The organism is Streptomyces sp. (assembly GCF_036524955.1).
Classification (GTDB): domain Bacteria; phylum Actinomycetota; class Actinomycetes; order Streptomycetales; family Streptomycetaceae; genus Actinacidiphila.
In genome coordinates, this window is record NZ_DATDBG010000155.1 from 1 (window position 1) to 21,488 (window position 21,488).

A 21,488-nucleotide genomic window follows, 5' to 3' on the forward strand; every position below is an offset into this window, starting at 1 on the left:
CCCGCCCTCTCGAGGTGGCACGCGAGCTCATCGACGGCGGACGGGGGCTAATCCTGACCGTGTGAGCCCCGGCGCCCTGTGCTCCCCGGACCGGCGCGACCACCGTGCGGCGTTCGACGCCGGGAAGCGGTGGGCCGCGACGATCCCGGTCGGCGGGAAAGTCCGGTCGGTCACCGGGGCCAGGCCTTCCGGAGGCGAGGCCGTCGGTGATGAAGCCCCTCGCCGCGCGCAGGCGTGCGGGCTCCTGGGTGATCTGGAGAATCGTGTCGCCGCGCCATGGCGTACGCGCGCGCCACCGACGTCCGCCCGAGCGCCGTACACGGTGGGGAACGCCGTCCGGGTCGCTGCCCCGACGGGCGCGCTGATCGTCTCGGGGCGCTGGACCACCGCCGCAGCCGGGACGACGAACCGCTCCCCGTGGCCGCCGTGGTCGTTCCACCGGAAGGTCCTCGACGGTGAGGACGTCCGGTCCGCCGGTCTCACGGAAGCGTACGGTCAGGGCATTCCTCGTCCTTCCCGTCCGTCAGTTCAGACCCGCCTCCTGGAAGCTGGGCACGGACCACTGGCACATGGCGAGCCCGAGGTTCATGCCGCCACCGAAGCCGGCCAGCAGGATGTTGTCCCCCGGGCTCAGCGCGCCGGCGCGGTGCGCGGCGTCCAGGGTGATCGGGATCGAGGCGGAGCCGGTGTTGGCGTAGCGCTCGACGGTCAACTGCAAGGTGGCGGAGGGGAGGTCGAGGTCTTTCCACAGGTCGCGCAGCATCATGCCGTTGGCCTGGTGCGGCACCATGTGCTTGACGTCGATGGGGTCGATCGCGCATTCCTTGAGCAGCTCGGAGACCGCTCCCGGCAGTTGCGCGTTGACGAAGTCGCGCACCCCGCGGCCGTCCATGCGGAAGTAGTGGCCGCCCTCGCGGACGGTGCTCTCCGACGAGGGGGTGCGGCTGCCGCCGGCCGGCACGCTGATCAGTTCGTGGGCGGCACCGTGCCCGCGCAGCGTGGTGCCGATGATCCCGGTGCCCTCGGCGACCGGGCCGAGCACGACGGCGCCGGCGCCGTCGCCGAAGAGGATGGCCGTCTTGCGGTCGGTGTAGTCCAGGATGCGCGAGTAGATGTCGGCGCCGATGACCAGGCCGTAGCCGCCGCCGGCCCGGACGCTGAGCAGGCCCTGGGCCATCGCGAGCGCGTAGACGAAGCCGCTGCACACGGCGTTGACGTCGACGGCCGCCGCGGTGGTGGCACCGATCAGGTGCTGGACGATGCTGGCGGTGGCCGGCTGCGGGTGGTCCGGCGTCGAGGTGGCCACGACGATGAAGTCGATCTCGGCGGGTACCAGGCCCGCCGCGTCCATGGCGCGCTGTGCGGCGGCGGCGGCGAGGTCGGAGGTCGCCTCCCCGGAGGCGGCCCGCCGCCGTTCCACTATCGCGGTCCTGCTCTCGATCCACTCCGGGGTGACACCGGCGGTGGCGGCCAGGTCGGCGTTGGTGATGACGCGGTCCGGCAGATAGGAGCCGGTACTGAGAATCCCGATGGAGCTCATGGGTGTCTCGCTCTCGTGTAAGGAGTTGGCGCGTGCGTCGCTCGGGGTTCGGGTCCGCGGCGGGGCCGCGGACCCGAAGTACCCAGAGAGGACCGGGGTCTGCCGTGCGGCGCTGGACGGTGGCCTGGCCCGGGGGCGTGACATCAGGTACCGCTGATCGAAAACTCCTGGGGCTGAGGGGCCTGCTCCTCGGTGCGCCGGGGCGGGTCGGGCTGCAGGTACCGGTCGAGGTACCCGGTCAGGTCGTCGGTGGCGTCCGGTCGGCCGACGGCCGCCACATGGCCGTCGGGCCGGACGAGGACCAGCAGGCTGCCCGCCGGTACGGCCCGCAGCGCGGCGACCGCCTCGTCGCCCTGCTGCTCGGTGCCGAGCCGCCGGTCGGTCACGGTCCGCAGGCGCAGCACGCCGGCCGCGGCCACGCGGGAGACGGCGGAGAGCAGGCCGGTGGCGGCGACCGGGGCCGCGTCCTTGCGGCCGGGCACGACCAGCAGCGTGTGGTGCAGGCCGCCGCCCACGATGTGGGCGTCCTCCAGGAGCCGGGCCGGCAGCAGCGCGCCGGGGACGAAGCGGCGTTCACCGGCCGCCCCCGGGCGGCGGGTGCCGTCGGGCATCACGGCGCCGTCCCGGTAGCTGGTGCGCAGGCCGGTCAGCCACGGCACGTAGTCCCGGTTGAACAGCTTGGTCGTGGAGGCGATCCAGGCCGAGGCGTCCCGCAGGGCGACCTTCCAGGGCTTCTTGATCAGCCAGGCCGCGGTCTGCAGTTCGGCCTGCCGGACCACCGCGCCGGCCACCTCGCGCCGCTCGCTCTGGTAGGTGTCCAGCAGGGCGTCGCCGGCGTGGCCGTGCCAGGCCAGGGCGATCTTCCAGGCCAGGTTGTGGGCGTCGGTCACACCGGTGTTGAGTCCCTGGCCGCCGGCCGGGCTGTGGATGTGCGCGGCGTCGCCGGCCAGGAAGACCCGGCCGGTCCTGAACCGTTCGGCGTGCCGGGCGTGGACGGCGAAGATGCTGGTCCAGTCCTCGTCGTAGATCCGCAGCCCGCCGGGACCGCGCTGGTCCACCATCTCCTGGAGCAGTTCCATGGTGGCCTCCTCGCGGGTGAGGCCGGGAGGAGCGGAGGTGAACACCCGGAACCTGCCGCCCGGCAGGGCGATCATCACCAGGACGCCGCGCGGCGAGCAGTAGTAGTGGACGGCGTCCGGCTGGATCGAGCCCTCCACCAGGCAGTCGGCCAGCATGAAGGTGAGCGGGTGGGTCTCGCCGTCGAAGGCCAGGCCCAGCAGCTCCCGCACGGTGCTGCTGGCGCCGTCGCAGCCGATGACGTAGCTGAAGTCGTGGTGCGTGACCTCGCCGGCGCTCTCCAGCCCCACCCGCACGCCCGTGTCGGTCTGCGTCAGTTCGACCAGCATGCTGCCGCGTTCGACGGTGCCGCCGATCCCCTCCAGGGCCTCGGTCAGCAGCGACTCGACGGCGGGCTGCGGCAGGACGGCCGGTCGGGTGCGCGCGTCGAAGCCGAGCCGGGCGGTCAGCCGGGCCGAGGAGTAGTAGCGGAAGGAGTCCACCGGCAGCGCGCCGGACTCGATGGCCTTGGCGCCGCCGAGTCCGCGCAGCACGTCGAGGGTGCGCGGCCACACCAGGAGCGCCTTGGTCCGCGGGGAGGCCTGCTCGGCACGCTCCACCACGCGGACGTCGACGCCGCGGCGCAGGAGTTCCGCCGCCACGGTCAGGCCCACCGGTCCCGAGCCCACCACGAGGACGGGCAGCGGACGCGGGTCCGGGTTCGGGGCGCCGGTGTCGGCGGCGCCGGAGTCTGCAGCGTGCGCTGGCGTTTCGGTCATGAGGTTTCGGTCCCTTCGTGGGCCGGTCGTCACCGGGTCAGGTCGACATGGGGGCCGGTCCGGGCTGCTGTGCCGCGTACACGGGTTCGGGGATGGTCGGGCGCGGGGTGTCCGACAGCCGGGGCCAGCCGTGCTGCTCCGCCTCGGCCTTGAGCACCGGGTCGTCGCCGATGACGTGCGGGTTCCCGACACAGCTCAGCAGCGCGAGGTCGCTGGCGTGGTCGCCGTAGGCGTAGCTCTCCTTCAGCGAGACGCCCAGGACGCCGGCCACGGCGTTGGCCGCGCGCCCCTTGCGGTCGCCGATCATCGGCACCAGCACGTCGCCGGTCAGTTCACCGCGCCGCATCAGGGGCCGGGTGCCGATCGCCCAGGTGGCGCCGGTGTGCTCGGCCACCGGGTCGAGGCAGGCGAAGAACGACCCGGACAGCAGGACGACGGGTGTCCCCGCGTCCCGGTGCGCCTCCAGGTGGGAGAGCGGCTGGTCCAGGAAGAGCCCGTCCAGCGAGTCCTCGAACCAGTCCCGTCCGGCCGCGGCCAGCGAGGCGACGCTGCGGCCCTTGTAGAGCTGGTAGTAACGGCGGTTGATCTCGTGGCGCGGCGTGCCCGCGGCGGCGGCCTGGTGCAGCTCGCCGGTCAGCCGCTCGTACGTGCTCCCCGGCTCGCCCTGGGCCCGAAGGTAGTGGGCGAGGAAGGCGAACATGCTCTTGGTGGCGATCAGCGTCTCGTCGACATCGAAGAAGGCGACTCGGCTCGCGGCGTTCACGGTCATCGCGCCACCCGGCCGACAGAAACGGTCAGATCGGTGATGATCTGGTCATCCTGGTAGACTTTGACCAGCACTTCGAACTGATCAGCGAGCAGGGCGTCCTGGGCCGAGGGCAGTTCGGTGCCCAGCGAGATCGGGGTCTCCAGTTCGCCGAAGCGCTGGTAGGCGGCGCGGATGCCCAGCACCCGGAGGCGCTCGGGGGCCAGCCCGAGCTGATCGCGGAGGGTGTGCAGCGAGAGCTGCCGCGCTCCTTCGATCAGCACCATGCCGGGCACGTGGTCCTGCGCGTGGTCGAACAGGCTGGGGTGCGAGGCGGCGATGCGCAGCGTCGCGGACGCGCCTTCCTTCTCCGGCCGGGGCTCGGAGAGCACCACGTTGTCCGCCAGCTGACGGCCGACCAGGTGCGGTGCCGCCGGGAACGCCTGCTGCGCGGCCGGCATCTGAGCCGTACTGCGCGGAGCGCGACCGCCACGGCCGCGCAGCCGCAGGTCCGCGTAGGAGTCGGGCGACCGGAAGCGCAGGCCCACCTCGGCGGTGCCCAGCTCGGTCGCGCCGTCGTCCTCGGCGTCCTGGCCGACGGGCAGCGCGTACAGCCGCAAGGCGTAGTCGAGGCCGGTGACCACGCCCTCCTTCTCGCGGCGCTCGGTCACGGTGGCGCGCAGCAGCAGGACGGCGGGCTCGGTGCCGATCGTCAGCAGTTCGGGCCGGGTGAGCGCCAGGGTCTGCTGGGTGAGGATGAACTTGGAGTCCATGGGGACGCCGTAGAAGCGGTGGGAGCCGGCCAGGGTGGCCTGCCGGCAGACCTCGATCAGCAGGACCGGGTCGTACGACGCCGGGCTGAGTACGTGGTCGCCCCAGTAGGCGTGCGAACGCGGCAGTTGCGCGGTGGCGAGGAATCCGTCGTCCTCGGGGCGCAGGTCGGTCAGGAAGACCTCGCTCAGGGAGGAGCGGTGGACCAGGGCCCGGTCAACGGTGCGGGCGGTGGCCGGCAGGAATCCGGTGAGCGGTGGGGCGGACGGAAGCGTTGATACGATCATGACACGAAATTCCTCTCGTGCAAGCATGTGAGAACGGCCATGTGGGGTGGGTGGCGCGATGTCACCGGCGCACGATCGGCGCGCCGGTCCCCGGTACGGACCGCGGGACGCGTCGCGCGGCCCGGGGTCGGTGAGAGAGCGTCAGACTGCCTCGACGACGAGACAGGACCAGGTGAAACCCGCACCCGCGGAGATGAGAAGGGCCATGTCGCCGGACTCCAGCACGGAGAGCTCGTCCAGGGATGCAAGGTTGGCGGCGGCGTCGCCCGCCCCGAGGTGGCCGGTGGTCCGGCCGAAGTCGAACAGTTCCGCTTGCGGGAGCAGCCCGTCGAGCGCGGGCCGGTACGCGTCGTCCAGCACGCTGGTGCCCAGTCGCGGCAGCGCGACGCAGCGCAGCCGGCGGTCCTCCAGCTCGACCCCTGCCTGGGCCAGCGCCCGGTGCAGCACGTCGGTGACGGACTTGACCGCCGTGCTGGCGAACAGTGGCCCGCCGCCCGCGGCCATGAAGACCTTCTTGGTCCGCCGTACGTCCACCGCGCCGCCGTTCTCGCGGGCGGAGTCGGAGAAGGGGTCGTCGCCCCGGTGCATCCATTCCATGGCCGGCGCGGCGGTGGTCGCCAGGCCCCTGACCCGGTAGCGGCCGGGACCGCGGGTCAGCACCAGTGCTGTGGCGCCGTCCCCGTAGGCGACGGCGTAGTCACCGCGCCAGCGGTCGAAGACCGGAGCGGCGAAGCGGTCGCCGGTGGTGACGAGAGCAGCCTCCAGGTCCGGGTCCGCCGCCATCCGGTCGAGCGCGATCTGTACGGCCGTCGCGCCGCCGTTGCACATCTGCTGCACGCCCACCGGGAGCGCCTCGAGCGCCCCGACACCCGCCGCCACGAAATGCGCGGGGGACCAGAAGTCGTGTCCTTGGTGGTAGATCCAGGCATGCGCGGTGAACCCCAGTCGCTCACCCGCAAGCCCCGCGGTGGCCAGTGCCTCGGTCGCGGCGGCCACCGCCATCTCGGGCGCGGCCAGGTCGGTGCTCACCGGAAGTTCCAGGTAGCCGTCCCGGTCGCGCTGCTGTTCATCCGCTCGCCCCTCGGCGATCGCGTCCTCGACAGCATCGCGGCGTTTGGGTAGCCAAAGACTCACCGCCGCGATGTGCACGTCGTGCACTGTCTCCACCCCGTTCCCCCGGTACAGGCCAGTAGGCCCGCCGTCCGTTGTGTATAACGGCCCTGATTCAACTATGGACGTAGAACCGTGTCAAGGAACTTTGGTTTAAATAGGGAACCGGCCTCTCGGCGCGTCGTTGATAGGCAATTCTGCCGAATGTGAAGATCGGCTGGGGTGCGTGAGGCTGGTGTGACTTTCCGGTGGCCCCGGGTAAGGGCACCTCTGCTCGAAGCTGTGCGCCGGAACGTGTATGACGGAACGGAAGGTGTACGACGGAATCGATCACTCGAAGGAGAGTGCGGTGGCGGACGGCGTCGGGACACGCGGCAGCGCCGCCCGCACCTCGCGGACGGTCCGGCTCCGAGGTCGCTCGGCTTCCTGCTCACTCTCCCCCAGCCTTCCGCCGGGGGCGCCCCCGGCGGAAGGCCTCGTTCCTCAGCCGGCCACTGCGCGAGCTCGTGCGTCGGCCCTCGATGCCGGGGTGCGCTCAGTCCGCGTCGGACAGGACGCCGGCGTCGTACTGCGCCCGCGCCTCCTCGATCCTGTCCATGTGGGCGTACGACCACTCCCGCAGTTGACTGATGATCGACGTCAACTCCCGCCCCAGCGCGGTCAGTGAGTACTCGACCGTCACCGGAGTGGTGAGGATCGCACGGCGTCGGACGATCCCGTCGCGCTCCAGGATCCGGAGGTTCTGGGTCAGCACTTTCTGGCTGATGCCCTCGACCCGTATCTTGAGCTGGTTGAACCGCAAGGTCCCGTCCTCCAGCGCGGTCAGGATCAGCAGGCCCCACCGGCTCCCGATCTGGTTGACGACCTGGCGGGTGGGGCATGCCTCCGACATGATGTCGAACCGACCGTCGGACGAACCGCTGGCGTAGGTAGTCACCTTGGCGACACTACCGCACCTCAAGGTGCCGCCTTCCGTGTCCGGCGGCCGAGGCCAATCATGGTGTCTGGCCGGTCGGCAGTGGCGTGGGGCGTTGTCCGAACATTTACCGACACGCATTCCCCGCCTTCGAGCAACGCCAATGGATGTCGCTGATTCAATTTCTTGCCGACCGCGAGTCCGATTGATGAAGGAATAGGTGTAACCGGAAACGAGGCAGTTCCTCCGAGGTCACGGCAGCGCCGGAGGCCCGGACAGGCACGCCCGCCGATGACGCCTATCGATGCGAAGGAAATCTCCCATGCGTCTTCTCCGTTCCACCGGCAACGCCGACACGCCGCTGGAGTTCGCCGAGGGTCCGGCACCCCTGCCCGCCGCCGACGAGGTCCTGGTGGACGTCAAGGCGGTGTCGGTCAACCGCGGCGACATTCTGATGACCGGCATGTACCCGGCCGGATGGGAGCTGGGCTGGGACATCGCGGGTGTGGTGAGCGCCGCCGCCGCTGACGGCAGCGGGCCGGCCGTCGGCAGCCGGGTCGTGGCGCGGGTCGACGAGAAGGGCTGGGCGCAGCAGGTCGCCTCTCCCGTCAGCCGGCTCGCCGTACTGCCCGAGAACGTCACCTTCGAGCAGGCCGCCTCGCTGCCGGTCGCTGGTCTGAACGCGCTGCGCCTGCTGCGCGCCTCCGGCCAGACCCTGGGCAAGAAGATCCTGCTCACCGGCGCGGCCGGTGGCGTCGGCCGGTTCTTCATCGAGCTGGGCGCGGCGGCCGGCGCCAGCATCACCGCCGTCGTCGGCAGTGCCGAGCGCGGCAAGGGCCTGACGGAGCTGGGCGCGGAGCTGGTGGTGACCGACATCGCCGACGCTCCCGACGCCTACGACATCATCGTCGAGTCGGCCGGTGGTGCGTCGCTGCGCACCGCGCTGACCAAGATCGCCCCCGGCGGTACGATCTTCCTGGCCGGCAACTCCTCCGGCCAGAGCACCGAGGTGAACTTCTTCGAGTTCTTCGGCGGCCACGAGACCGCCGGGCTGAAGCAGTTCCTCTTCAACGCCCAGGGCTCGGACGCCGACGACCTCGCGCTGCTGGTGGAGCTCGTCGCTACCGGAAGCCTGAACCCGCTGCTCAGCGTCAGCACCGACTGGTCGAGCGCCAACGAGGTCGCGGCGAAGCTCATGAACCGCCAGGTGGCCGGCAAGGCCGTCCTCACCGTCAGCGCGTAACACGTACCCAGCACCCAGGACCACCGCGGTCCCGGCGCGCCAGGCCCGCTCGCCTGGCGCGCCAAGCACAGTATGAGAAGGAGATTTGCCATGATCACACCGATCGGCTTCACCTCCGACGGCGCGGTCCTCCGCGGCGCGCTGTACACGCCGGAGTCGGCTCGCCCGGCCGCCGGGTATCCGCTGGTGCTCCTGGCCCAGGGGCTGGGCACCCTGCACGAGTGGGTACGTGAGACCGCGGCGGTCTTCAACGAGGCCGGCATCGCCTGCATCGCCGCCGACTACCGCGGCTTCGGCGTCAGCGACGGCGAGCCGCGCCAGCAGGCCGACGCCTGGCGCATCGTCCACGACCTGCGGGCGGCCATCGACTACGTGCACACCCTGGACGGCATCGACACCTCGCGGATCGGTGTGTGGGGCACCAGCTTCGGCGGCGGCCCGGCCATGGTGACCGCGGCCGTGGACCGGCGGGTCAAGGTGCTCGCCCTCCAGGTGCCGGTGGCCAGCGGCTCCGGCCTGATGAAGCAGCTCACCACCCCCGAGGTGCTGGCGGGTCTGCGCACCGCGCTGGAGGCCGACCGGGTGGGCATCGTCAGCGGGCAGCCGCTGGTGCGCATGATCCAGACCAGCATCGACCCGGCCGACCAGGCCCTGGCGTCCGACGAGGGCACGTACTCCTGGATGACCGAGGAAGCCAAGGCCACCCCGCACTGGGTCAACCAGCTCACCTTCCAGACGATCGACCGGCTGATGGAGTTCGAGCCGGCCGACTACCTGCCGCGCTTCGCGCCCCGCCCGGTGCTGCTCATCGTCGAGGAGAACGACGAGATCAACCCCGAGCAGTACGCCATCGACGCCCTGGAGAAGGTCGAGGGCCCGAAGAAGCTGGTCCGGCTGAACGGCGGCAACCACTACAGCGTCTACCGGGAGCACTTCGACAAGGTGTCCAGCGAGGCGCGGGACTGGTTTGTCACCCACCTGGTCGAGGCAGAGGCCGCGTCGTGAACGCGGGAGCCACGGCGGGCGAGGTGACCCCGGCCGCCGCCGACCGTCTGAAGCCGCGCACGCTGGTGATCACCTCGCTCGGCTACTTCATGGTCATTCTGGACACGACCGCGAAGAACGTCGCGCTGCCCGACATCGGCAAGGACCTGCACGCCACTGTCGGCGGCCTGCAGTGGGTGGTCGACGGCTATCTCCTGGTCTTCGCCAGCCTGCTGCTCACCGCCGGCGCCCTGAGTGACCGTTACGGCGCACGCCGGCTCTTCGCCGTCGGTCTGAGCATCTTCGGGGCCGGGTCCGTGCTGTCGGCCGTCGCCCGTACGCCGGGTGAGCTGATCGCGGGCCAGCTGGTGGCCGGTGTCGGCGGCGCGCTGGCGACGCCCTCCTCGCTGGCGCTGCTGTCGGTGACCTTCACCGAACCCAAGGAGCGCGGCCGGGCGTTCGGCCTGTGGGCCACCGTGGCCGGTGCCGGCACCGCGAGCGGTCCGCTCATCGGCGGCCTGCTGGTCACGCTGTTCGGCTGGCAGTCGGTGTTCCTGATCAACATCCCGGTCGTCGCCGTGGGCCTGTGGTTGGTCCGCCGCTGGCTGCCGCCGTCGAAGCGGAACCCGGAGCGGGCCCTGGACATCCCCGGCCAGGTGGCCGGGGTCGCCGCCCTGGGCGCGCTCACCTACGGCGTCATCACGGCGGGCGAGCACGGCTGGTCGTCGACCTCGGTCCTGGTGTCGCTGGTCGGCGCGGCGGTCGCCGGGGCGCTGTTCATCGCCATCGAACTGCGTTCGTCGGCCCCGATGTTCCCGCTGCGGCTGCTGCGCAGCGCACGGCTCAGCTCGTCGGTGTTCGCCGGCTCCGCGATCAACTTCGGCACGTACAGCCAGATGTTCCTGCTCGCGCTGTACTTCCAGACGGCACGCGGTTACGGCGCCCTGCAAACCGGTGTCGCGGAACTGCCGATGACGGCGCTGTGCGTGCTGCTGCCGTCGGTGGCCGGCCGGGTGGTCGGCAAGTACGGTCCGCGTCGGCCGCTCGCCTTCGGGCTGGCCGCGATGTCCGTGGGTGCGCTCTGCCTGAGCGGTCTGAGCCTGGACACGTCCTACGGCTGGGCGGTCCCTGGCCTGCTGATCACCGGCGCCGGTATGGCCTTCTCGATCCCGGCGGTGGCGGCGGCGGCGATGACCGGCGTCAACCCGTCCGAGGCCGGTGCGGCCTCCGGCGTGCTCAACACCGCCCGTCAGGTCGGTGGCGTGCTCGGCGTGTCCGTCCTGGGCACCGTGGTGGGCGCGTCCATCGGGACGGAGCTGCGGCTGGCTCTCATCATCACCGCGGTGGTGCAGATCGTGGGCGCGCTGGCAGCGTGGATCGGTTTGCGCACGGTGGCCGTCCCGCAGGCCGCGGCCAAGGAGACCCCGGTCGCCGCGTCCCAGAAGGCGGACCCCGCCCCGGCGCGGAACTGACCCCGCGCCACTTCGCCGCGCCCGCGCGGACCGACACCCGACCACGGCCAAGAGCCGGTGCCGGCCGGGTAACGGTCCACGCGGGCGCGGCGTTGACACGTCTGGGCACGCGTGCGGGCGTGCCGGGCGGGGACCTCGGTCGACCGCCGGAGAAATGCCGGTGCCGACCGGGTAACGGTTGACGTGGGTGCAACGTTGACATGTCTGTGGGCGTGCACGGGCGCCGGGCCGCGCGTCAGGGCCGGGCGGCAACCGAGGCGCACGTTACGGGGCTGTGTCCGGCACCGCGTCCCAGCCGGCACAGCGTGCCCGGTCGTCCCACTCGCCCCGCCCGGTCGTCTTCTCCACAAATAAAGTTCATGGGCCTTAACAAGGTCTTTACACGAAGTGGTTGAAAGGTATCCTGGTCCAGTAAGTATCCGAACGACTTCGAGGAGTGACCGTGGCCAGCTCGACCGACTCCCTGCACTCTGCAATGAGGCTCGGCAATCAGATCAAGCAGTGCGAGCAGGCCCTCGTCGGCGAGAAACACCGGGTGCTGCGTCCGTTCGGCCTGACCGTGCCGCAGTACGCCGCCCTGCTGGCGGTCTGGGAGTCGCCCCAGATCTCCGGCGCCCAGCTCGCCCGCCGGTGCGGCGTCACCGCGCAGGCCATGAACGGTGTCGTCGCCCTGCTGGAGGACCGCGGGCTGATCACCCGCAGCCACTCCGCCGACCACGCCAAGGTGCTGCTGATCCGGCTCACCCGCAGCGGCCGGAACCTGCTGAGGCAGGCCGACCAGGCGGCCATCGCGGTGGAGCGGCGGCTGATGCAGGCCTTCACCGACAGCGAACTGGACTCCCTGCGCGTGCTGCTCGACACCGCCATCGGCGCGCTGGCCGCCGAGCGTCCCGGCGCTGTTCCAGTCCGGCACGCCGCGGCATCGTGACGGACGCGGTCGGTTGCGACCGCGTCCACCGGCCTCGCCGTACGGTGGGCCGCCGCCCGTCTGTCATGCCCTATGGGGGTGGATCGCGCCGCGCCGTTCGCGATGCGCGCGACCGTCACCAGGTGTTCACGCCTCGGCCCGAGGTCCTGCGCCCACAGGTCCCTTACGGCGGAAGATGCGCTGAGCCCCAGGTCCGCAGTGACATCCACGGACCCGGTGGTCGGGCCGGGGACCGTCGTCACGTGTGAACAGGGCCACCACCCGGCTGCCGTACGGGAGTTGGCCGAGCCAGCGTACACTATCCGGCCTTCCCGGGCGGGTGAACCAGGGATTGCCGCCGGATGGCTTCGCGGTGAGGTCCCGGTTGCGAAGGGCGAGCAGCCGGGGCCGCGGCAGGGGGCCCGCGGCGCCGCCGGCCCCGCCCCCGGGCGCGGGTGTCCCACGCTCGGCCTTGGGGGTGCTGATTTTCTCTCGTGGCGGGCCTTTCCCCTCCGGCCCCCACTGGCCCGAGGCGGCCGACGGCGTACTGAATCCGCCTTGCCTCACCCTCGCGTGGGGCTGAGGTGGCGTTACGCCGGTTCGAGGAGGTTGACGACCGACAGTCCTGTCTCGCCCCCCACGAGTCGCACGGCCATCTCCGCGCAGGCGGTGAAGGCTTGCCCTTCGGGTGCGGTGAACCGGAGGGGTGGTAGTCGAAGCCGGCGTTAAGCATCGCTACGGTGGCCCCGGGGCGGCGGGCGATCTCCATGCAGGCCGCCGGATCGCTCCCGGGCGCCCCGCCCACACGGCGTCGCTCAGGTCGAGGGCGTAGAGGGTGTCTTTCTCCCTGCCTCGGGTCCCCACGTCGGCCATGTCGGCCATGTCGGAGGCTGCCATCGCGGAGAGCGGTCAGGCCCGATCAACGGCACCGCTCTGCCCGACTGCCCCTCCGTCGGTCCCGGCAGCGGTGACCCTGCTGCGAATTCGCCGGTCACCCCGGCGCCCACTCCTGTCAGGTCGCCGACCGCTGGGCTCTTCCCACCGCCAACCTCCCGCAGGACGCGGTCCGGTGAACCGACGTCACGGACAGGGTCGCGCCCACGGCGTGGAAGCGCAGCGCGGGGCGATGCGGCCCGGCCAGGTTCTCGCCCGACTGGACGCCTCCCGCGGGGACTTGGGCGTCGGCCTCGGACATGCCGACGTGGTCGAACACCACGAGTGCGGGGGCCGTGCGGCGCGGATCACGGAGACGATGGCGCGGATTCCGGGACCGTTCATCCCCCTCCCGCTTGTCCATGCCTCTCCCCGCACACCTCTTGCCCGCACGCGAACGGACCAATGCGGACCACCCCGTCGTAACTCGCTCTTAACCGGCAACCCCCTCCCGCGCTACGCGCGTTGACTCTAAGCTGCCCTGCAATGTCCAACCAGCATGAACCAAACCCTCGACCCTGAACCCAAGGGGACCCATGTCTCTGGCACGAAGAATTGCCGCGGCCGCCGCCGGGCTGGCGGCCGTCGGCGTACTGGCCGCGGCGGGGCCCGCGACCGACGACGGTCACGCGTCTGAAACCAGCAAGCCGAGCAGAACCGTGGATCTGCAGCTGCTCGCCATCAACGACTTCCACGGCAACCTGGAGCCGCCGGCCGGTTCTTCGGGCCGGCTCACGGAGCTGCAGCCGGACGGCACGACCAAGACCGTCGACGCGGGCGGCATGGAGTACCTGGCCAACAGCCTGCGCACCGCGCGCGCCGGGCACGAGCGTTCGCTGACCGTGGGGGCCGGCGACCTGGTGGGCGGGAGCCCGCTGCTGTCGGGGCTGTTCCACGACGAACCGACCGTCGAGGCGATGAACAAGGTCGGCCTGGACGTCACCAGCGTGGGCAACCACGAGTTCGACGAGGGCAAGGACGAACTGCTGCGGCTGCAGAACGGCGGCTGCCACCCGGTGGACGGCTGCTACGTGCCCGGCGAGACCTTCCCCGGCGCCGACTACCCGATTCTCTCGGCCAACGTCGTCAGCACGAAGACCGGCCAGCCGCTGCTCCAGCCGTACGTCGTCAAGGACGTCAAGGGCGTCAAGGTCGGCTTCATCGGCGTCACCCTCAAGGGCACCCCGAACGTCGTCACCGCGTCCGGCGTCGCGGGCCTGTCGTTCCTCGACGAGGCCGAGACCGTCAACAAGTACAGCAAGGTCCTCAGGCGGCAGGGCGTCAAGGCCATCGTCGCGCTGATCCACGAGGGCGGGCTCCCGGCCTCCGGCGCGTACAACTACAGCTGCGACTCCGGCGGCCCCGGCTCCGGCATCTCCGGCCCGATCGTGGGCATCGCCAAGAAGATCTCCCCGGACGTGGACGCGCTCATCACCGGCCACACCCACCAGTCGTACGTGTGCACCATCCCGGACCCGGACGGCCAGCCCCGCCTGGTCACCAGCGCCGCCGCTTTCGGCCGGCTCTACACCGAGCTGAACATGAAGTACGACATCTACAAGAAGGACATCGTCCGTACCTCGGTCGTCGGCACCAACCGCGTGGTGGACCGCGTACAGCCCAAGGCCGCCGACATGACCCAGCTGATCGGCCGCTGGAACACGCTGTCCGCGCCGATCGCCAACCGTACGCTCGGCTGGATCAGCGCCGACATCGACCGGGCCGGCGGTCTGGAGACGCCGCTCGGCGACCTCATCGCGGACGCGCACCTGGAGCACGGCAAGTCGCTCGATCCCAGCGTGCAGATCGCGCTGACCAACCCCGGCGGCATCCGTACCGACCTGGTCTACAAGGCGTCCGGCAGCGAGGGCGACGGCGTCGTCACGTACGCCGAGGGCTTCGCCGTGCAGCCGTTCAGCAACACCGTGAACCTGGTCAACTTGACCGGGCAGCAGCTCATCACCGCACTCCAGCAGCAGGTCAGCGGCTCCAACGCGGAAAAGCCGAGGATCCTGCAGGTATCGTCCGGGTTCACGTACACCCTCGACCTGACCAAGACCGGCGCCGCGCAGGTGATCACCGACTCGGTGAAGCTGAACGGCACGCCGATCGACCCGGCCGCCACCTACCGCGTCGCCATGAACAACTTCCTGGCGGGCGGCGGCGACGGCTTCACCGCGCTCGGCGAGGGCACCGACCCGCTGGTCGGCGGGGACGACCTGGCCGCCTTCGCGTCCTACCTCACCGCTCACTCCTCCGCCACGGCGCCGATCGCGCCCTCGGCCGGGGGCCGGGTGACCGTCATCCGGTAACCGACGGTCGAGCAGTTGCGGGCGGCGCGGTCGGCGCCCCCGGCAGTCGGAGGGGGGCCTGCGGGCCGCCCCCGGCTGCCGGGGCCGGGGCGACCTCGCCGCCCGCCTGCTGTACGGTCCGCGCCACGACCGACAGCCCCAGCCCGCTGCCGCGCAGGCCCCGCACGGACGGCGACCGCCAGAACCGTTCGAAGAGCGGCAGGGCTGCGGCGCAGCGCCTCCCGTACGGCGGGCTCGTCGTCCACGATCAGGACGCGGGCCGGGGCGTCCTCGCTGCCGCTGGAGCTCTTGGTGTGCCTCGCGGGCCTCTGGACCGAGTGGTGCCGGGGGCGGCCGGCAGACCGCCCAGGACACAACCGCCTGGCGCCGCGCGGGCTACTCGCACCCGCAGGAGCTGCGGACCACCAGGCGTGACGGGAACTGCCGCAGCCGCTCCCGCCGGGAGCCCGCGAGCCGCAGCGAGTCGTCCAGCACCGCGTCCACCGCCGCGCGGGCCATCGCCTGCCGGTCGGAGGCGACCGTGGTGAGCGGCGGGTCGGCGAGCGCCGCCTCCTTCACGTCGTCGAACCCGGCCACCGCCAGCTCGCCGGGGACGTCGATGCGCAGCTCGCGGGCGGCCCGCAGCAGGCCGATCGCCTGGTCGTCGGTGGCGCAGAAGATGGCCGGCGGCCGGTGCGGGCCGGACAGCAGTCCGAGCGCGACCTGGTAGGCGTCATAGCGGTTGTAGGGCGCCTGGAAGAGGCGGCCCTCCGTGGACCGCCCGGATTCCTCCATGGCCCGCCGCCAGCCGACCACGTGGTCGGTCACCGGGTCGCCGGTGACCGGTGTGATCTCGGTACCGCCGAGGCAGGCCACGTACGCGTGACCGTGCCCCAGCAGGTGCTGGGTGGCGAGCTGCGCGCCGCCGATGTCGTCGGTCACGACGGCGATGTCGTCGATCGCCTCGGGACGCTCGTGCAGCAGCACCACCCGCGCGTCCCAGGCGTCGATCTCGGTGGCGGCGTTCTCGCTCGGGCCCTGGCTGATCAGGATCAGCCCGGAGACCCGCATGCCGAGGAAGGCCCGCAGGTAGTGCACCTCGCGCTCGTCGAGGTAGTCGGAGTTCCCGACCAGCACCATCTTGCCGCGCTCGGACGCCGCCTGTTCGACCGCGTGCGCCATTTCCGCGAAGAACGGCTGGCGCGCGTCGGGCACGATCAGACCGATCAGATCGGTACGGCGGCTCGCCATGGCCTGCGCGACCCGGTCGGGGCGGTAGCCGAGCTGCTTGATGGCCGCGAGCACACGCTCGCGTGTGGCCGGGGCTACCGGCCGGGGTCCGTTGTTGATGACGTAGCTGACGACCGCGGTGGAGGTCCCGGCCAGCCTGGCCACGTCGTCACGCGTCACCTTGGGCACGTGGCGAAGTCTACGCGTGTCTATCCGGCCTTTACATGAATCGTCATGCGCTCTGCTCTGCGGATGTGCGGCTGTCCGCCGGGTCGCCCTCGTCGGCGGACTCCGTGGACTCGATGGCCCGGTCAGCCCTGCCCTGCGCGGCCTCGCTGCGGGCAGCCTCCTCCGTGGCCCGCTCGACCTTCTCCGGCGTGACGAAGCGGTAACCCACGTTGCGGACCGTGCCGATCAGCGACTCGTGCTCCACGCCGAGCTTGGCGCGCAGCCGCCGCACGTGGACGTCGACCGTCCGGGTGCCGCCGAAGTAGTCGTAGCCCCAGACCTCCTGGAGGAGCTGGGCACGCGTGAAGACCCGGCCGGGGTGCTGCGCCAGGTACTTCAGCAGCTCGAACTCCTTGAAGGTCAGGTCGAGCACCCGGCCCTTGAGCTTCGCGCTGTACGTCGCCTCGTCCACGGACAGGTCGCCGTTGCGGATCTCCATCGGGCTGTCGTCCGTGGTGATCTGCTGCCGGCCCATCGCCAGCCGCAGCCGCGCCTCGACCTCGGCGGGCCCGGCGGTGTCCAGCAGTACGTCGTCGATGCCCCAGTCCGCTGTCACCGCGGCGAGCCCGCCCTCGGTGACGACCAGCACCAGCGGGCAGCCGGGTCCGGTGGAGCGCAGCAACTGGCACAGGCTGCGGACCTGCGGCAGATCGCGGCGGCCGTCGATCAGTATGACGTCGGCGCCCGGGGTGTCCACGAGGGCCGGGCCCTCGGCCGGGGCCACTCGGACGCTGTGCAGCAGCAAGCCGAGCGCGGGCAGCACTTCCGTGGAAGGCTGGAGCGCGTTGGTCAGAAGCAGCAGAGAACTCACCGGGCGCTCCCGTCGGTCGTCCGGACGTGGCGCGGGTGGTACTCGTTGTACGGGTGGTTCTGGTCGAGCCGGCTCAATGTGAACCCCTCCTCGGTCCCTGCGAGGACGACGTACCGCGCGCGTACCGCTACAGCGTGGCGTGCTGTGTGCTCGCGGCGTGCCGGAAAGCACGAAAGGACCCGGGGGCGACATTGCCCAGGTCCTCATGCACGGAAGAATAACCCACATGGAGAGCCGTGCCGAGACCGATGACGAGCGTTTGCGTGTTGTGACGATCACTTCGGGTGGTCGGCGCGCGATTCTGTTGACGTCCGACGGGGTGTCCATCGAAGCCGAACACCATCCTGGACCGCATCCTGGGCCGCGCGGATCCGGCCGGGTGGCGATCGTGGTGGCCCACGGTTTCACCGGTGCGCTGGAACGGCCCGCGATCCGGGCGGCGGCCGCGAACCTCGCCCGCCACGGCGGGGTGGTGACCTTCTCCTTCCGCGGCCACGGCCGCTCCGGCGGCCGGTCCACCGTCGGCGACCGGGAGGTCCTCGATCTGGACACGGCGGTGCGGTGGGCGAGGGAGCTGGGATACCAGCGGGTGGCCACGGTCGGTTTCTCGATGGGCGGTTCTGTGGTGCTGCGGCACGCGGGAGGCCGGGCGGCCGGGGGGCCGCAACCGTCCGGCGAGCGGTATGCGGTGCGGCGGCCCGAAGCCGGTCAGGCGCCCCCGGCGCCCAGCGCTGCGAGGGACGCGTCGGGAGGAGTCGACGCGGTGGTCGCGGTCAGTTCGCCCGCGCGCTGGTACTACCGCGGTACCGCGCCCATGCGGCGGCTGCACTGGGTGGTCACCCGGCCCGCGGGGCGGCTGGTGTCCCGGCTCGGCATGAGGACGCGCGTCCACTCCCGGCCGTGGAACCCGGTACCGCCGTCCCCGGTGGAGTCGGTGCCGTACATCGCCCCGACCCCGCTGCTGATCGTGCACGGCGACCGGGACGCGTACTTTCCGCTCGACCATCCGCGCTCGCTGGCCGCGGCGGCCGGCCCGGGCGGCGCCGAACTGTGGATCGAGCGCGGTTTCGGGCATGCGGAGAACGCGGCGGACCCCGCGCTGCTGGACCGGATCGGCCAGTGGCTGACCGCCCGTGTTGCCGCCGTGTGACGCGGACGGGCCATGATGGAGCCCGCATCACGTACTGACACGAGGACGGAGCCGCGATGGCTGCACCCGACACGGCCGCGCACCCGGCAGTGGGCACGATCCGCTACTGGGCCGCCGCGAAGGCCGCCGCGGGCACGGCGGAGGAGCCGTACCGCGGGGTGACCCTGGCCGACGCCCTGGCCGCCGCGCGCGCCCGCCACGACGCGGAGTTCGCGCGTGTGCTCCAGCGCTGCTCCTTCCTGGTCGACGGGACCTCCGTCGGCACCCGCGACCACTCCGCGGTCCCCCTGCCCGACGGCGGCACGGTGGAGGTCCTCCCACCGTTCGCGGGAGGATGACGATGACCCATCACGACGACTTCCCCTCCACTCCGGACGAGGGTTCCGCCCACCCGCCGGGCCCGGACCCGTACGGCGCTCACCCGTACGGCCACCCCCAGGCACCCGACCCGGCGTACGGGGGCGGCTACGGCCCGGGGCCCGGGTACGGCGGCGAGTACGGGACCGGGCCCGAGCAGGGGTACGGGCAGGCCGGCGTGCACGGCTACGGCGCCTACGGGGCCGGGGAGCCGCGCGGGCACGACGGCGGCATGTACGGGGGCGGGCGCGACGGCGGGACGTACGTGCCGGAGCCGCTGAGCGGGCAGCCGCCGCTGGAGGGGGAGCCGGGGGCGGCGTTCGGAGCGCCGTCGGCCGGGGACGCGTGGGCGACCGGGCACGGCGCCGCCACCGACGGCGCGGCGGCGTACGGCGCGCCCGTGGGGGCGGGCGAGTGGGGTCCCGCGCCGACCGCGGCGGGGCCCTGGGCGGAGCACGGGGGAGCGGACGGGTTCGTGTACGGCACCCCGCCCGTGCAGGCGGGAGCGGACGGGTTCGTGTACGGCAGTCCGCCTGTGCAGGGGAGCGCGGACGGCTTCGCGTACGGCACCCCGCCCGTGCAGGCGGGCGCGGACGGGTTCGCGTACGGCAACCCGCCGGCGCAGGAGTGGTCGCAGCCGCACGCGTACGCCGAGCCGCAGTCGCAGCAGCAACCGCAGCCGGGGGCGTACGCGCCGGGCGTCGGCGCACCTCAGCCGTACCCGCGGCCCGCCGCGGACGGCGAGCACACCGCCGTGCTGCCCGTCGTGGAGGACGCGGCGCCGCCGGACCGGACCGGCTCGCCGATCATTCCGCCCGGCATCCAGCCCGCGGGGATCACCGCCGCGCTCGGGCTGCTGCTGGCGGGCGGCGCCGCGCTTCCGGCGTGGAAGCCGGGTCTCACCGTCTTCCTCGTCGTGCTCCAGGCGGTGACCGCCGCCGGGTGGTTCCGGCTGAACGGGATGTGGCCCGCCCGCCAGGGCATCCTGCTCGCCTTCCTCTCCGGGGTGACCGCGGACATCGCGGTGCTCGCGGTCGACGGCGACCACGGGCCCGCAGCGCTGCTCGGCACCCTCGGCATCTGGCTGCTGCTCGTGCTCGTGCTGCAACTGCGCCACCACGGCAGCGCCGACGAACGGCTCTCCTCGCTGACCGCGACCTCCGCGTCCACCCTGCTCACCGTGGTCGCGGCCGGCTACCTGGCCGCCGCGACCTCGTCCGCCGGCACCGACCCGGTGGTGGTCGGCGCGATCGCCGTCGCCGCGGCCACCCTGGTGCGGGCCCTGCCGCTGCCGGGCGGCGAACCGGTCTCCGTCCTGCTCGCCCTGGCCGCCGCCGCGCTCACCGGCCTGGCGACCGGCTCCGCCACCGGCCTCGGCGGCGGGAGCGTCGGCGGGGCGGCACTGCTCGCGGCGGCCTGCGGCGCCTGCGCGCTGGTCGGCCTGCGGGTCGCCAGTTACGACTTCCCGTCCCGGTTCGTGCACTTCACCGCGGGCGTGGCGCTGCCGCTGACCGCCGCCGCGCCGGTCGTCTACGTCCTGGGCGTGGCGCTGGCCTGATCCCCGTACGAGGTAACGGATCGGTCCGGGCGGGAACCGTACGGCCCCCACCGCCCGTCAGGCGTGGGGAAAGTCGAGCACGGTACGAGTCGGGGAGTGCGGACACATGCGAGTGGCGCGGATGGTTCTGATCGTCGTGGTGATCCTCGGCGGTCTGTTCGTCGCGGCGGACCGCATCGCCGTGTCCGTGGCCGAGAACAAGGCGGCCGAGCGCGCCGCGGCCACCCAGGGCCTGGACAGCAGGCCCAAGGTGTCGATCGAGGGGTTCCCGTTCCTCACCCAGGTGCTGTGGGGCAAGCTGGACGACGTGAAGGTCAGCGCGCACGACATCGCCGCGGGCGAGGGCGGGCGGACGCTGCGGATCGACAGCTTCCACGCCGACCTGCACGGGGTGAGGCTCTCCGGGGACTACAGCCGCGCGGTCGCCGACAGCGCGGACGGGCTTGCGTTCGTCACCTACGCGGACCTGTCGAAGGCCGCGCCGACCGGGACCAGCGTGGTGTACGCGGGCCGCCGCTCGGACGGCAGGACGATGGTGAAGCTGACCGGCGGCTTCATGGGCGCCCGGCTCAGCGTGCTCAGCGAGGTGAGCGTGCGCGGCGCCGACGAGATAGGGCTGCACGCCGAGCGGCTGCCGGAGGCGTTCACCGCGCTGGGGCTGGAGGACGAGTTGCGGCAGCAGATCGACTTCACCACCCGGCTCACCCACCTGCCCGAGGGGATCTCGCTGACCTCGGTGACGGCCACGCCGGACGGCATCTCCGTGGCGGCCGGCGGCAAGCACGTCGTGCTGGCGGGCTGAGACCGCGTGCCCGGGGTGCCGGCCGGCCCGCGGTTCTCGCCTGCTGAGACAGTGGTGTCCGCACCGCAGGCGCCGGGTCGCCGTCCGGGCGGGCGGCGACCCGCGCGGCGGCCCGGGGCCCCCTATTCGTACCGCCATACGGACAATCTTGTCTCGAAATGCGACACTGCGGTGACACCCGCCCGTTCATTTCCCTACGATCGGGAGCATGACGCGACAGGCGGATCTCACGAAGCGGCGGGCAGTCGACCTGTGCCGCGTCGCCGCCATGCTCTGTCGCATGCCCTAGGGGCGGCAACTCCCCCGTGCCGAAGCCGG

At 72.1% G+C, this 21,488-nt stretch carries 18 protein-coding genes and 1 pseudogene; 10 read left to right on the top strand and 9 right to left on the bottom strand.

The annotated features are described in order from the left end of the window. Window positions 1–523 precede the first annotated feature (523 nt). The 6 genes from VIW71_RS12505 to VIW71_RS12530 form a co-directional block, all read right to left on the bottom strand. Window positions 524–1,540 carry a 3-oxoacyl-ACP synthase III family protein gene (locus tag VIW71_RS12505; protein ID WP_331622192.1) on the bottom strand — a complete coding sequence of 339 codons (1,017 nt, stop codon included), beginning with the start codon at window positions 1,538–1,540 and terminating at the stop codon, window positions 524–526. A gap of 143 nt (window positions 1,541–1,683) precedes the next feature. Then, window positions 1,684–3,375: an FAD-dependent monooxygenase gene (locus tag VIW71_RS12510; protein ID WP_331622193.1), complete on the bottom strand. Its 1,692-nt coding sequence runs from the start codon at window positions 3,373–3,375 to the stop codon at window positions 1,684–1,686. A gap of 37 nt (window positions 3,376–3,412) precedes the next feature. Next, window positions 3,413–4,144: an HAD family hydrolase gene (locus VIW71_RS12515; protein WP_331622194.1), complete on the bottom strand. Its 732-nt coding sequence runs from the start codon at window positions 4,142–4,144 to the stop codon at window positions 3,413–3,415. Continuing rightward, window positions 4,141–5,178 (bottom strand): AfsA-related hotdog domain-containing protein, encoded by a 1,038-nt coding sequence (locus VIW71_RS12520; protein WP_331622195.1) that lies wholly within the window; start codon window positions 5,176–5,178, stop codon window positions 4,141–4,143. Before VIW71_RS12520 ends, VIW71_RS12515 begins: the two co-directional genes overlap by 4 nt. 141 nt (window positions 5,179–5,319) lie before the next feature. Continuing rightward, window positions 5,320–6,345, bottom strand: coding sequence for a ketoacyl-ACP synthase III family protein (locus VIW71_RS12525; protein ID WP_331622197.1), 1,026 nt, complete (start codon window positions 6,343–6,345; stop codon window positions 5,320–5,322). Between the two features lie 478 nt (window positions 6,346–6,823). Beyond that, complete coding sequence (locus tag VIW71_RS12530) at window positions 6,824–7,225, bottom strand: winged helix-turn-helix transcriptional regulator (protein ID WP_331622198.1); 402 nt, start codon at window positions 7,223–7,225, stop codon at window positions 6,824–6,826. 301 nt (window positions 7,226–7,526) lie between these two features. Between VIW71_RS12530 and VIW71_RS12535 the strand changes: the two genes are divergently transcribed. The 5 genes from VIW71_RS12535 to VIW71_RS12555 all read left to right on the top strand — a co-directional run bounded on the left by VIW71_RS12535 (window position 7,527) and on the right by VIW71_RS12555 (window position 15,055). Further along, on the top strand, window positions 7,527–8,447 hold the full coding sequence (locus tag VIW71_RS12535; protein WP_331622199.1) for a zinc-binding dehydrogenase: 921 nt from the start codon (window positions 7,527–7,529) through the stop codon (window positions 8,445–8,447). A 90-nt stretch (window positions 8,448–8,537) separates the two neighbouring features. After that, window positions 8,538–9,452 (top strand): alpha/beta hydrolase, encoded by a 915-nt coding sequence (locus VIW71_RS12540; RefSeq protein ID WP_331622200.1) that lies wholly within the window; start codon window positions 8,538–8,540, stop codon window positions 9,450–9,452. Continuing rightward, entirely contained in the window at window positions 9,449–10,903 is a 1,455-nt protein-coding gene (locus VIW71_RS12545; RefSeq protein ID WP_331622201.1) for an MFS transporter, read from the top strand. Before VIW71_RS12540 ends, VIW71_RS12545 begins: the two co-directional genes overlap by 4 nt. A 442-nt stretch (window positions 10,904–11,345) precedes the next feature. Beyond that, window positions 11,346–11,831 (top strand): MarR family winged helix-turn-helix transcriptional regulator, encoded by a 486-nt coding sequence (locus tag VIW71_RS12550; RefSeq protein WP_331622203.1) that lies wholly within the window; start codon window positions 11,346–11,348, stop codon window positions 11,829–11,831. A gap of 1,448 nt (window positions 11,832–13,279) precedes the next feature. Next, window positions 13,280–15,055, top strand: a complete 1,776-nt coding sequence (locus VIW71_RS12555; protein WP_331622204.1) for a bifunctional metallophosphatase/5'-nucleotidase — start codon at window positions 13,280–13,282, stop codon at window positions 15,053–15,055. On the opposite strand, the pseudogene VIW71_RS12560 reads toward VIW71_RS12555, so the two are convergent. The 3 genes and pseudogenes from VIW71_RS12560 to VIW71_RS12570 form a co-directional block, all read right to left on the bottom strand. Continuing rightward, window positions 15,045–15,251 (bottom strand): annotated as a pseudogene (locus VIW71_RS12560) (ATP-binding protein); the annotation flags it as partial. The gene VIW71_RS12555 and the pseudogene VIW71_RS12560 sit on opposite strands and share 11 nt — an antisense overlap. A 179-nt stretch (window positions 15,252–15,430) precedes the next feature. Then, a complete protein-coding gene (locus tag VIW71_RS12565) occupies window positions 15,431–16,453 on the bottom strand; it encodes a LacI family DNA-binding transcriptional regulator (protein WP_331622205.1) in 1,023 nt (340 codons plus the stop codon). Window positions 16,454–16,496: 43 nt separating this feature from the next. Further along, the gene (locus VIW71_RS12570; RefSeq protein ID WP_331622206.1) at window positions 16,497–17,303 is read right to left on the bottom strand and encodes a winged helix-turn-helix transcriptional regulator; all 807 of its coding nucleotides are present in this window, start codon (window positions 17,301–17,303) and stop codon (window positions 16,497–16,499) included. A 226-nt stretch (window positions 17,304–17,529) separates the two neighbouring features. On the opposite strand from VIW71_RS12570, the gene VIW71_RS12575 reads away from it, so the two are divergent. The 5 genes from VIW71_RS12575 (at window position 17,530) to VIW71_RS26570 (ending at window position 21,459) form a co-directional block, all read left to right on the top strand. Then, the gene (locus VIW71_RS12575) at window positions 17,530–18,453 is read left to right on the top strand and encodes an alpha/beta hydrolase (protein ID WP_331622207.1); all 924 of its coding nucleotides are present in this window, start codon (window positions 17,530–17,532) and stop codon (window positions 18,451–18,453) included. Window positions 18,454–18,509: 56 nt separating this feature from the next. After that, entirely contained in the window at window positions 18,510–18,791 is a 282-nt protein-coding gene (locus tag VIW71_RS12580; protein WP_331622208.1) for a MoaD/ThiS family protein, read from the top strand. Between the two features lie 2 nt (window positions 18,792–18,793). Then, complete coding sequence (locus VIW71_RS12585) at window positions 18,794–20,368, top strand: hypothetical protein (protein ID WP_331622209.1); 1,575 nt, start codon at window positions 18,794–18,796, stop codon at window positions 20,366–20,368. Window positions 20,369–20,489: 121 nt separating this feature from the next. Further along, the gene (locus VIW71_RS12590; RefSeq protein ID WP_331622210.1) at window positions 20,490–21,170 is read left to right on the top strand and encodes a DUF2993 domain-containing protein; all 681 of its coding nucleotides are present in this window, start codon (window positions 20,490–20,492) and stop codon (window positions 21,168–21,170) included. A 208-nt stretch (window positions 21,171–21,378) separates the two neighbouring features. Continuing rightward, window positions 21,379–21,459, top strand: coding sequence for a putative leader peptide (locus VIW71_RS26570; RefSeq protein WP_370673354.1), 81 nt, complete (start codon window positions 21,379–21,381; stop codon window positions 21,457–21,459). Window positions 21,460–21,488 lie beyond the last annotated feature (29 nt).

What these genes read in the sequence shown, in the direction of transcription:
- VIW71_RS12505 (WP_331622192.1), bottom strand. Translation starts at nt 1,540, where the DNA reads ATGAGCTCCATCGGGATTCTCAGTACCGGCTCCTATCTGCCGGACCGC.
- VIW71_RS12510 (WP_331622193.1), bottom strand. Translation starts at nt 3,375, where the DNA reads ATGACCGAAACGCCAGCGCACGCTGCAGACTCCGGCGCCGCCGACACC.
- VIW71_RS12515 (WP_331622194.1), bottom strand. Translation starts at nt 4,144, where the DNA reads ATGACCGTGAACGCCGCGAGCCGAGTCGCCTTCTTCGATGTCGACGAG.
- VIW71_RS12520 (WP_331622195.1), bottom strand. Translation starts at nt 5,178, where the DNA reads ATGATCGTATCAACGCTTCCGTCCGCCCCACCGCTCACCGGATTCCTG.
- VIW71_RS12535 (WP_331622199.1), top strand. Translation starts at nt 7,527, where the DNA reads ATGCGTCTTCTCCGTTCCACCGGCAACGCCGACACGCCGCTGGAGTTC.
- VIW71_RS12540 (WP_331622200.1), top strand. Translation starts at nt 8,538, where the DNA reads ATGATCACACCGATCGGCTTCACCTCCGACGGCGCGGTCCTCCGCGGC.
- VIW71_RS12555 (WP_331622204.1), top strand. Translation starts at nt 13,280, where the DNA reads ATGTCTCTGGCACGAAGAATTGCCGCGGCCGCCGCCGGGCTGGCGGCC.
- VIW71_RS12575 (WP_331622207.1), top strand. Translation starts at nt 17,530, where the DNA reads ATGGAGAGCCGTGCCGAGACCGATGACGAGCGTTTGCGTGTTGTGACG.
- VIW71_RS12580 (WP_331622208.1), top strand. Translation starts at nt 18,510, where the DNA reads ATGGCTGCACCCGACACGGCCGCGCACCCGGCAGTGGGCACGATCCGC.
- VIW71_RS12585 (WP_331622209.1), top strand. Translation starts at nt 18,794, where the DNA reads ATGACCCATCACGACGACTTCCCCTCCACTCCGGACGAGGGTTCCGCC.
- VIW71_RS12590 (WP_331622210.1), top strand. Translation starts at nt 20,490, where the DNA reads ATGGTTCTGATCGTCGTGGTGATCCTCGGCGGTCTGTTCGTCGCGGCG.
- VIW71_RS26570 (WP_370673354.1), top strand. Translation starts at nt 21,379, where the DNA reads ATGACGCGACAGGCGGATCTCACGAAGCGGCGGGCAGTCGACCTGTGC.